The sequence below is a fragment of the Flavobacterium muglaense genome (assembly GCF_014305155.1).
Classification (GTDB): domain Bacteria; phylum Bacteroidota; class Bacteroidia; order Flavobacteriales; family Flavobacteriaceae; genus Flavobacterium; species Flavobacterium muglaense.
In genome coordinates, this window is record NZ_JACRUK010000071.1 from 1 (window position 1) to 11,248 (window position 11,248).

The window sequence follows — 11,248 nt, forward strand, 5'->3', positions numbered from 1 at the left end:
AAATCCTATTATAAGCGCTTTTTTAATCTCTAGAAAACGACGTTAATCAAAATATGCGTAGTTTTTCAGTGCCCTCGAAAATTTCGAGGACTTTTTTGTATGTAATTGAACTGGTAAAAAAGTGCTTATTCTTTTACTTCTTTTGGTTCTTTTGCTTTCAGTTCTTTTGGTTTTACAAGTTCTTCTTTTCTTTCTAAAAGCGCCATGTAAAATCCATCAAAACCAGATTCATGAGCAAGAATTTTTTGGTCTTTTATAAAAGTAAACTCTTTTCCAATTTCTGTTTTTAAGAATTTAGCCACTTGATCTTGATTTTCAGATGGTAAAATAGAACAAGTTGCGTAAACTAATTTACCTCCTGGTTTTACAATTTTAGAGTAGCTTTCTAAAACTTCGGCTTGTATTTTACGAATGTTATCAATAAATTCAGGTTGTAATTTCCACTTAGCATCTGGGTTTCTTTTAAGAACTCCAAGTCCGCTACAAGGAGCATCAATCAAAACACGATCAGCTCTTTGGTGTAGTTTCTTGATTATTTTAGTGCTGTCAATAATACGGTATTCAATGTTGAATGCGCCATCACGTTTTGCTCTAATTTTTAATTGCTTTAATTTACTTTCGTATAAATCCATAGCAATTAATTGCCCTTTGTTTTCCATCAAAGCAGCAATGTGCAATGTTTTTCCACCTGCACCTGCGCAAGTATCAACCACTCTCATTCCAGGCTTAACATCAAGGAAAGCGGCAACCAGTTGCGAATTGGCATCTTGAACTTCAAAGAACCCTTGTTTAAAAGCATCTGTCATAAAAACATTAGCTCTTTCTTTTAATACTAAAGCGTCTGGTTGGTCTTTTAAAACGTCAGTGTCAATATCAAGATCCATCAAAATAGCTCTTAATTCTGCTTTAGTAGTTTTAAGTGTGTTAACTCTTAGGATAACTTTGGCTGGTTGGTTTTGGGCAGCAATTTCTTTTGTCCAAACTTTTTCGCCTAATTCTTGTACACCTACTTCATCCATCCAATCAGGAATAGATTCTTTAATGGCTCTTGTTTTTGATAATTCATCAAAACGTCCTTTTATTTTTCGTTCGGGTGTTCCTTCTAATTGTCTCCAATCTGGAATTGGGTATCCTCTTAATACAGCCCATACCGAGAACATTCTCCAGATGTTATCTCTGTCAAATGGTGCTTTTACTTCAGCAATTTCGGCATATAGACGTTTCCATCGTACTACTTCGTAAATGGTTTCGGCAACAAACTTCCTGTCAGAACTTCCCCAACGTTTGTCTTTTTTTAAAGCTCTTGCAACTACTTTATCAGCATATTCTCCTTCATTAAATATTGCATTTAAGGAATCTATAGTAGTGTAAACTAAATTTCTATGTAATCTCATTTTTATTAATTGAGCTGCAAAGGTAGTATTAATTGATTGAAAGTTAAATTTTTAATAATGAATGTTGAGTTTATATTTTCAACAGCAAAAAAAAACACTGTTTTTAGGCAGTGTTTTTTGTATTTATAATAAAAAAGTTCTTATTTAACTCTTGTTAATCCAATGTTTTCAGGTGCGTGAAGGACCATTGGGAATTTTTCGATTTTAACTGAACTACTGTCTAAACCAAAGGCACTTTCTTCGGATAAACTTAGTTTTTTAATTATGAAATAGGAGTTCATAATCAGTTTTTCATGCCATAATAAATCACTGTCGTTAGATAGGAATTTTTCAGACAATACAAATTTGAAATCACCAATAATATTGTTTTTATTCAAAGATTCATATCTACTTGTAATATCTACTTCTCCTTGTTTTACCATATCCTTGATTACTTCTTTGAACATTAAACTGATTTTAGTTGGTTCTCTAAAGCCTAAGTTGAAATCTACACGGTATAAGTCATCTTTAACTATTTCAGTTACTTTGTATTCTGTTTTATAAGGTTCACTTAAGATGTTTACGTGAACAAACCAATAGATGTCAGCTCTTTTGGGTCTTTTTTGTAAAATGGAATACATTACTTTTTCTTCTATTTCGTCAACACGATTTGCATTAGTCATGTATACTAAATGCGTTGCGTATTTTGGTATAGATAAATCAGCACTTAGCTCCATTAATACTTTTTTGTAATTATCTATTTTTACAATTTTAGTATAATTTTTGTTGATTTTTTTAGCTAGGTACCAAATAGTCATTATTGAAATCAATGCTACAGCAATCATTAATGTAACATAACCACCGTCGGCAAATTTTGTGATATTGGCAGCCAAAAAACTAAATTCGATTAGTAAGTATATTGTTATTAATGGAATAATGAAGTAGAGCTTTACACGCTTCATGATCAAATAAAAATTCAATAAAATAGTGGTCATGATCATGCATAGTACTATGGCTAAGCCGTAAGCATGCTCCATATTGCTGGATTCTTCAAAATGTAAAACGATACCAACACAACCAAAAAACAACAACCAGTTGATTGAAGGGATGTACAATTGCCCTTTCAATTCCGTAGGATATTTTATTTTTACTTTTGGCCAGAAATTCAATCTCATGGCTTCATTTATTAAGGTAAACGAACCACTAATAAGGGCTTGAGAAGCAATAACAGCTGCAAGTGTTGCAATAACAATTCCTATTGGTTGAAACCAGTCGGCCATGATTAAATAAAATGGATTACCATTTGCACCCCCTAATTCAACTAATGTTTGTCCTTCATGGTGGATTAAATAGGCAGCTTGTCCAAAATAGTTTAATAGCAATGCTAATTTTACAAATATCCAGCTGATTCTAATGTTTTTTCGTCCGCAATGTCCCATGTCTGAGTATAACGCTTCGGCCCCAGTTGTACATAAAAACACCAGTCCTAAAACGAAAAATCCATCAGGGTGAATTGAAAGTAAATGGTAAGCATAATAGGGGTTTAATGCTTTGAAAACTTCAGGATGCTTGGTGATTTGGATTAATCCAAGTGCACCTAACATGGTGAACCAGATAAGCATCATGGGAGCAAAAAACTTCCCGACTAATTTAGTTCCAAATTGCTGTATGGTGAATAAAACGAATAAAATAGCAATAACAATTGGAATAGTATTTATATCAGGATAGTAGGTTTTTATTCCCTCAACTGCTGATGATACGGATATGGGCGGGGTTATAATTCCGTCGGCAAGTAAAGCACTTCCTCCTATAATGGCGGGGACAATAAGCCAACTTATTTTTGTTTTCTTCACTAAGGCATAGAGTGCAAATATTCCTCCTTCGCCATGATTATCTGCACTTAGTGTGATTACTACATATTTTATTGTGGTTTGTAATGTTAATGTCCAGAATACACATGATAAACCTCCTAAAACAATGTTGGCATCAATAATTTGTTCGCCAAGAATGGCCTTCATGACATAGAGTGGGGAAGTTCCAATATCACCGTAAATGATACCTAATGTAATTAATAAACCTCCTAAAGATAATTTTGAATGTAAATTTTTATGCGAAGTGCTCATCTTGTATTTTTAAAAAACACGACAAATTTACTCTTTTTAAATACATTACAGATAAAATTTTAATAAATCATAAAAAAAAACACGGTCTATTTGGACCGTGTTTTTGTGGGGGAAAAAGAGTGTTGATTCTTAACCTCTTCTGCTACTTTCTCTCGAAGAGCTATCTCTTTGATTTGTTGGTCTTTGAGTTGATGATTCAGTTGATGAAGTTCGGCTGCTTTCAGTGTTACTACGCTGCGGCGCTACTTCTCTCGAGCTACTGCCTCTATTTTGAGAATAGTCTCTTTGTGTTTCTGTACGCTGCGGTGTTGCTTCTCTCGAACTACTTCCTCTATTTTGAGAATAGTCTCTTTGTGTTTCTGTACGCTGCGGAGTTGCTTCTCTTGAACTACTTCCTCTATTTTGAGAATAGTCTCTTTGAGTTTCTGTACGCTGAGGAGTTGCTTCTCTCGAACTACTTCCTCTATTTTGAGAATAGTCTCTTTGAGTTTCTGTACGCTGCGGTGTTGCTTCTCTCGAACTACTTCCTCTATTTTGAGAATAATCTCTTCCTGAGTTGTTTCGGCTATTGTTAGAGCTGTAAGCTACATCTCTGGAGTTACTATTTCTTGAATTTCTAGTTCGATCTAAGTCATAACGATTGGTATTGTTGGAATATCTTCTATTAAAAGCATAGTCTGGATATTGTCTTTCATAACCATTAGAACGTCTTGTTTTGTACAATACAACGGCTTGATTACTTCTTCTATAGTTTACATAGTTGTAGTTATTGTTGAAATTCAATGATATTTGTATGTTGTTTCTATATCTGTACACAGGGAAAGGATTCCAAGTGTAGTAATAAGAAGGGTAGTAGTTCCAGTTCCAGTTAGAAACATATGGACGGTAATTATTAGACCAAAATGAAACGTAGATTAAGGGCGTGCTGTAATAAACAGGCTCATAAATGTAATTTGAACCATACATGTATTCATTTCCTACTACTTGTAAATGTACTTTATTGTATCTGTCTTTTTCTATTTCGATAGTCGCAACATCTTGGTATACATCGCGATCAAGTACTGACTGGATGATCACAACATGCGTTCTTCCTTCAATGGTCTCAATAACTCGTAGGTAATCTACTTGGTTGTCATTGTTTAAATCTAAGTTCGAAATTTGAAGTTGCGGATCGTTCAATTGACGTTCAAAATCTCGAAGATCTCTTGAGTCACCAAAAATATCGGCTACTGCTCTTAAATCTAAATTATCGCTAATTTCGTTGTTTAAGCCATTTACTCGGGTTCTATTTTGTGCTTCCGTTTGCATTACAAAAAAGGAAGACAATAGAGTTGCTATTAGTATTTTAGTTTTCATAATAGATGTGTTTAAGTTTTCTGTTTTACAATAATCCAATTACTGTGCCAATTAAATTACACTCAATTGTTTTTCCTTTTATAAATTGTATTTTAGCTTAAAAAAATAAGGATATAATGAGGAAGTGTTTTATGATTTTGAGTGTGTTGTTTGTTTTAAGTTCTTGTAAAACAGCTTTTAAAGTGATTGATCCAGTAGATAAAACGATTTATAGCAGTGTAGAGATTGATACTTTGTTCCAAGATAATATTAGTATTAGGTCCATAGTTGTTGACGGAAATAAAATTTGGTATTCTGCAAATAAATCGAGATTTGGTTATTATGATTTGCAATCTAGTAAAAAAATAGAAAGCAAGATTGTGAAAGACAGCTTGCAATTAGAGTTTAGGAGCGCGGCTCAAACTGCGAAAAATATTTTTGTAATGCCTGTGTCAAATCCCGCATTGTTATTTCAGGTTTCAAAGAAAGATTTAAAGACAACCCTTGTTTATGAGGAGCGCCATGAAAAAGTGTTTTATGATAGTATGCAATTTTGGAACAATAAAGAAGGAATTGCGATGGGAGACCCAGTTTCCAACTGTCTTTCTGTGATTGTTACTCGTGATGGAGGAGCAAGTTGGAATAAGTTAGATTGCGATCAACTGCCTAAAGTATCCAATGGCGAAGCGGCTTTTGCGGCAAGTAATACTAACATTGTTGTAAAAGGTAATAATACATGGATTGTTACGGGTGGTGTTAAAGCAAGAGTTTTGTTTTCAAGTGATAAAGGGATAAGTTGGCAGAGCTATGATACGCCTATTGTACAAGGAAAGTCGATGACTGGAATTTTTACAGCCGATTTTTATGACGCAAAACAGGGTTTTATAGCAGGTGGGGACTATGAAATTCTAAATCAAAACCAAGGTAATAAAGCGGTTAGTGTAAACGGAGGGAAATCGTGGAGTTTAATAGCAGATAATTCTGGTTTTGGATACACATCATGTATTCAATATGTGCCAAAGAGTGGAGGGAAATCGTTAGTAAGTGTTGGAGCTTCGGGGATTTATTATTCTTACGATAGCGGATTGACTTGGAAACAGTTTTCTACAGATGCTTCTTTGTACACCATTCGGTTTATAGATAATCAAACTGCTGTTGCAGCAGGTAAAGATAAAATGATTCGAATTAAATTTAAAAAGAAAACCCTAAACAATTAAGTTTAGGGTTTTGTTTTAGATCGTAGTATCAAGTTATTTTTTATTTGCTCGATCTCTGTATTGATGTAGCAGTTTACGATTGAAATCTTCTTCAGATTTTTTTAGTTTTAAAATTTTCACGGCTGGAAGAATTTCTTGTAAATCTTTTGAGAATTTTTTACGCAATAGGTAAAGCTCTTGATCAGTGTCTTCTATTTTGTTTAATAGATTTAAGGCATCTCTTTCGCTTATTTTGTCTAATGCAGCATCGTTCATTTGGTTGATGTATGCTTTCATTTTTTGATGTCTAATTTCAAATTGGTCATCATCATAACTGTTGTATACAGGCCAAAATTTTTGTGCTTCTCTTGCTGTCAAGTCTAACTCTGTGGTTAGAAACGCAACTTTTAACGCTTTTATTTTTTCTTTTTTTTCTTTCATGTTTTCACCTTGAGCAAAAAAACTGAAAGTAGTAAAAAGAAATAGTATCGGAAGTAGTTTTTTAAAGTTCATTTTGTTTCAATTTAGGTATTGTACTTTCAAAAGTGAGTTATTGTTGTTATTCGATTATTAGATGTTCTAAGTTTGCATTATCTACAAGCATATCTTCAATTGTTTTGTCTTCGAGTGCAATAGGGGAATTTATTTGATTGATATCGCTATCGTCCAAAATATTAATCAAATCATATTGATTGACATTCGTTTGATAACTTAAATAGTTTTCTAAACTGGTCTCGTCTAATTCTTGATTTGTGGTTACGGCGCTACTCGTGTTCAAAATAGGAATCATTAATGCTATTACAAAAATCGCAGCCACAATCATATAGGCTGTAGTTCTTTTTTTATAAAACGGAATTACTTTTGGCGCAGGGATGTTTAATCGTTGCGTTAATTGTTCTGAGAAATTATCGAAATAATTTTCCGGTGTACTAAAACCTGTTTTGATTTTGTCGCTATTTTCTAATTTAAATTCTTTCATGATATTGATTAGACTTAATTTTTAAGAAAAGGTTTAATTTGAATTAACAAAGGTCTCTATTTTTTTTACAGCATGATGATAGGATGCTTTTAAAGCACCAACGGATGTGCCCAATATCTCTGATATTTCCTCGTACTTTAACTCCTGAAAATATTTCATTTTAAAAACGAGCTGTTGTTTTTCAGGAAGCGATGCAATAGCTTTTTGAAGTTTTAATTGTATTTCATCTCCTTCAAAATAAACATCAGCCTGTAAATTGTCAATAAGTTTGTTTTGTAATGTCTCGGACGTAATGCTATGCTTTTTGGCTTTTTGATTTAAAAAAGTAAGCGCTTCATTAGTCGCAATGCGATAAATCCATGAGAAAAGTTTACTCTCTCCTTTGAAGTTTTTTAGATTATTAAAAACCTTTATAAAAGTATTTTGCAACACATCGTCAGCATCATCGTGGTTCAAAACGATTTGCCTAATGTGATTGTAAAGCGGTTTTTGGTATGCTAACAAGAGTTTTTGAAATGCTTTGTTTTGCATTTTTGGGTCCAATAACTCTTGTATAAATTCCTTTTCTTCGAGCAAAATAATGGTTTATCTAATGAATTAGAATAGTGTTTACTCAAAAGGTTTAATTCAATATTTAAAATAAATTAAAATTCAGAGTCTTCGTCATCTTTGTTTTTAAGCACAGGTACTTTAGGATCTGTAACTTTGATGACTGGTTTTTTTATTTTTTTTGGTTCGGTGCCTCCAGTCTCGTCATCAGTATCTCCGTTGTTTGTAGTAGTTACAGGCGCTTTGTAATACGTTTTTACCGGCACTACTTTTGGTAGAAAAGGAACATAAACTTCTGTAACCCATTTTGAAGGATCATTAATATCACTTTTATTAGTGATGAAAAATTCAATATGGGAAATAGCAGGATTAGGAGTTAATTTATTGGTGATAAGTAATTCTGCTGCTTTGTCGTACCCTTTTTTAACGTGAGATATGTCACCCGTCACAGTTGTTTTTACAGCTTCAAAGGCAGGTAGTTTTCCAGATAATATCTCGCTTCCTTGTGTAATAAAAATTTCACTTTTTATTGGAATACAAATTGATATTCGAGTCAATTGTTTTGCAAGGTCGTACGTATGGTAAATGATAAAAGGCTTACCGCTAATTTCAATATTGTTTTCTTCACAAAATGTAGTGATTTTTGGGGTCACTATTTTAAAGTTTTTGTTGACTTTGGCAATTTCGCTTGTAAAGGTTTGCGCTAAGTAAAATATTTCAGGTTTGGTGACTAACCCATCTTCTTTTACAGCAAAAGTATTGATTTCAAAGTCCAATGCTTTGTCTAGATTGACAAGACTTTTTTCATACATGGAACCTATAACCTTGTCAACTCCGCCATTTAAAGCAGTGTATATTTTAAAAAGGAAACTCATTTTTCCTTCTGTTTTCCATGTAACTTTAGTACCACCGATCGTATCTTTAAATTTCCAAGATACCGTCGAATTGGTTCCGTTGTAGTCCATTGTTTGTGATATACTATCGTTTTCCTTAGTATAGATTGTTTTCATAGTACCATTCCCTTCAGTGCCCTCCCAGCTGCATGATGCACCATTACCAATTGTGTTTTCAGGATATTGCATTTTCATATCAGGGTCCTCAGTAACCCATGAGCCAAAGTCGGCCCAATTTTTATAATCGTTAACATAGCTGTAAACAGTATTCTTTGGAGCGTTAATTACTTTGCTTCTTTCTACTGTAAAGTCTCCTTTTTGAGTTGCTATAAAAATGGATAAGGCAACAAGACTTAATAAAAGTAAAAGAAAGATATATTTTAAAATCCTCATGGTTTATTATTTGTTTTCTGCTGTAAAGTTAGATATTTTATTAATATGCTATACTAAATATAGTTTTATTCTAAAATAGTAGCCTGATGTTGATTAATATTCAGTCAAAATTACGAATGATCATCATTTATCTTTTAAAGATTTGCACATAAATGTAACAAAATCATCAGTTAAATAAAAATATACGGTTAAAAATCTATCCTGTAAGTACAAGTAGATTTAAGGTTAGTTTTATTTTTTTACTGTAAAGTGATTAATTGAGCTCTCAAGCTATTGTTAAACACCTAATTGCGTTTTAATGTACTGATGTCTTTTTTTATCTTTGCTAAATTGACAAAAAAAAAGCCTGCAATTTTGCAAGCTGATTTATTTTCTAATGTTTAAAATAGATCTTGATTACGAATAAAATAGCGATGAAAGCAATAAAACCAATTAAGATTTTATAATTTCCTTTATAATACACTTGGTGTAATTTTAGATCTTTTCGGTAAGCAATAATCATTGTAATTACAAAAGAGATAAAAAACAGCGCTGCAAATACTAATTGTCCTTGACTAAACATAGTTTAAATTATTTTGTGCAAAAATAGTTAATTGTTTAATAATAGTTACTAATTTGCCTTTTAATTTGTAAAATAAAAGTCATGCATAAACAAATTAAATCCGTAACGGAATTCCATACCGCATTTAAAATAGGACATAGTGATTTTCCAATAGCAGATTTAGGCGATGCAAAGAAGACATTGCGCTATGAATTGATGAAAGAGGAAAATGAAGAGTATCTTGAGGCGGTGCAAAACAATGATTTAATAGAAATAGCTGATGCTTTAGGGGATATGATGTACATTCTTTGTGGTACTATAATTGAGCATGGATTACAAGATAAGATAGAAGCTGTTTTTGATGAAATTCAGCGATCTAATATGAGTAAGCTGGGTCAAGATGGTCAACCTATTTATAGAGAAGATGGAAAAGTGTTAAAAGGGCCTAATTATTTTAAGCCTGATTTTTCTAAAATATTGAAGGGATAATAAGTGGTATTATGATAAAAAAAAGCGATTTTCAGTATTTTGAAAATCGCTTTTTTAGTATTGGTGCAATTGATTATACTTTTACAGTCCAGCCAAATGTATCTTCAGCAAGTTTGTGTTGCATGTTTGTTAACTTATCTTTTAGTTGACTAGCGTATGAGTTTTCTGTTTTGGGTAATTCATAGTAGTGGTCTTTGTAAGAGAAACCAATAATTGGGTTTACTACAGCTGCAGTTCCTGCTCCAAAAATTTCTTTCAATGTTCCGTTTTTTGAAGCTTCAACAAGTTCTGATACTAATAGTGGACGTACATCTACTTGAATTCCTTCTTTTTTGGCCATTTCAATTAAACTCTTTCTAGTAATTCCATCAAGAATTCTTTCGCTTACTGGTGCAGTAAGTAAAGTGTCATTTATTCTAAAGAAAACATTCATTGTTCCTGCTTCTTCTAGTTTGGTATGCGTAGCATCATCTGTCCAGATTACTTGTTGAAATCCTGATGCATTTGCTAAACTAGTAGGGTAGAATTGTGCGGCATAGTTCCCTGCAGCTTTAGCGGCTCCAATTCCTCCATTTGCAGCTCTACTAAAATGTTCTGCAATTAATACTTTTACTTCGCCTGAATAGTAAGATTTAGCAGGAGAAAGGATAATCATGAATTTATAATCATCAGATGGGTTAGCAATTACACCTTCGCCAGTGGCAATCATAAATGGTCTAATGTATAGGGTGTTTCCTTTTCCTTTTTTAATCCAAGAGGAGTCTAGTTTTAATAATTCGTTCAATCCGTTCATGAATACATCTTCTGGAACTTCAGGCATTGCCATTCTTGAAGCCGAAAAATTAAAACGTTTGTAGTTTTCATCAGGTCTAAAAAGCCAAATGTCGTCTTGTTCATCTTTATAAGCTTTCATTCCTTCAAAGATTGCTTGACCGTAATGAAATACTCGTGCTGACGGATCTAATAAAAAAGGAGCGTAAGGCTTAATTACGGGTTTTTGCCATTCGCCATTTTTAAAATCACATTCTAATAAATGATCTGTAAATACAGATCCAAAGCTTAAATTATCAAAATCTACTTCGTTTATTTTAGAAGTTTGTGCTTTTATTATTTCAATCGTGTTAGTTTGAGTGGTACTCATAAGTATGTTTTTATGTTTTTATTTTATTATGTAAAATCACTACTGACGTTAATTGCAATCAATTAATCGCAATCAAGACTTTATTTGATACAAAATTAAATAAAAATCCATTAATTACTTGCTAAAATAACATTAATTGTCGCTTTTAATTGTGATTTATTTATTGGTCCCAAAAATAGTTAAAACTATGCACTTTAGTGCATTTCGCTTTTAGCTTCTAAAAATGTACATTTGAG

General features: G+C 32.7%; 11 protein-coding genes. 2 read left to right on the plus strand and 9 right to left on the minus strand.

What is annotated here, in order from left to right:
* Positions 1–125 precede the first annotated feature (125 nt).
* From H8R24_RS16870 to H8R24_RS16880, 3 genes are all read right to left on the minus strand, one after another.
* Positions 126–1,394, minus strand: coding sequence for an RsmB/NOP family class I SAM-dependent RNA methyltransferase (locus H8R24_RS16870; RefSeq protein ID WP_187021436.1), 1,269 nt, complete (start codon positions 1,392–1,394; stop codon positions 126–128).
* 140 nt (positions 1,395–1,534) lie between these two features.
* Positions 1,535–3,496: a KUP/HAK/KT family potassium transporter gene (locus tag H8R24_RS16875; RefSeq protein ID WP_187021437.1), complete on the minus strand. Its 1,962-nt coding sequence runs from the start codon at positions 3,494–3,496 to the stop codon at positions 1,535–1,537.
* Positions 3,497–3,625: 129 nt separating this feature from the next.
* On the minus strand, positions 3,626–4,852 hold the full coding sequence (locus H8R24_RS16880) for a hypothetical protein (RefSeq protein ID WP_187021438.1): 1,227 nt from the start codon (positions 4,850–4,852) through the stop codon (positions 3,626–3,628).
* Between the two features lie 116 nt (positions 4,853–4,968).
* Here H8R24_RS16880 and H8R24_RS16885 point away from each other — a divergent pair, with 116 nt between their 5' ends.
* Complete coding sequence (locus tag H8R24_RS16885; RefSeq protein ID WP_187021439.1) at positions 4,969–6,048, plus strand: sialidase family protein; 1,080 nt, start codon at positions 4,969–4,971, stop codon at positions 6,046–6,048.
* Positions 6,049–6,081: 33 nt separating this feature from the next.
* Here H8R24_RS16885 and H8R24_RS16890 read toward each other — a convergent pair whose 3' ends face one another.
* The 5 genes from H8R24_RS16890 to H8R24_RS16910 all read right to left on the minus strand — a co-directional run bounded on the left by H8R24_RS16890 (position 6,082) and on the right by H8R24_RS16910 (position 9,403).
* Positions 6,082–6,540: a sensor of ECF-type sigma factor gene (locus tag H8R24_RS16890; RefSeq protein ID WP_187021440.1), complete on the minus strand. Its 459-nt coding sequence runs from the start codon at positions 6,538–6,540 to the stop codon at positions 6,082–6,084.
* A gap of 46 nt (positions 6,541–6,586) precedes the next feature.
* Positions 6,587–7,006: a hypothetical protein gene (locus H8R24_RS16895; protein ID WP_187021441.1), complete on the minus strand. Its 420-nt coding sequence runs from the start codon at positions 7,004–7,006 to the stop codon at positions 6,587–6,589.
* Between the two features lie 33 nt (positions 7,007–7,039).
* Positions 7,040–7,582: an RNA polymerase sigma factor gene (locus tag H8R24_RS16900; RefSeq protein ID WP_187021443.1), complete on the minus strand. Its 543-nt coding sequence runs from the start codon at positions 7,580–7,582 to the stop codon at positions 7,040–7,042.
* 68 nt (positions 7,583–7,650) lie between these two features.
* Positions 7,651–8,841 (minus strand): SRPBCC family protein, encoded by a 1,191-nt coding sequence (locus H8R24_RS16905; RefSeq protein ID WP_187021445.1) that lies wholly within the window; start codon positions 8,839–8,841, stop codon positions 7,651–7,653.
* 373 nt (positions 8,842–9,214) lie between these two features.
* Positions 9,215–9,403, minus strand: a complete 189-nt coding sequence (locus H8R24_RS16910) for a hypothetical protein (protein ID WP_187021447.1) — start codon at positions 9,401–9,403, stop codon at positions 9,215–9,217.
* A gap of 81 nt (positions 9,404–9,484) precedes the next feature.
* On the opposite strand from H8R24_RS16910, the gene H8R24_RS16915 reads away from it, so the two are divergent.
* Positions 9,485–9,871, plus strand: a complete 387-nt coding sequence (locus H8R24_RS16915; RefSeq protein ID WP_187021449.1) for a pyrophosphohydrolase domain-containing protein — start codon at positions 9,485–9,487, stop codon at positions 9,869–9,871.
* A gap of 73 nt (positions 9,872–9,944) precedes the next feature.
* Here the strand turns inward: H8R24_RS16915 and H8R24_RS16920 are convergent, their stop codons facing one another.
* Positions 9,945–11,012, minus strand: a complete 1,068-nt coding sequence (locus tag H8R24_RS16920) for a branched-chain amino acid aminotransferase (RefSeq protein ID WP_187021451.1) — start codon at positions 11,010–11,012, stop codon at positions 9,945–9,947.
* Positions 11,013–11,248 lie beyond the last annotated feature (236 nt).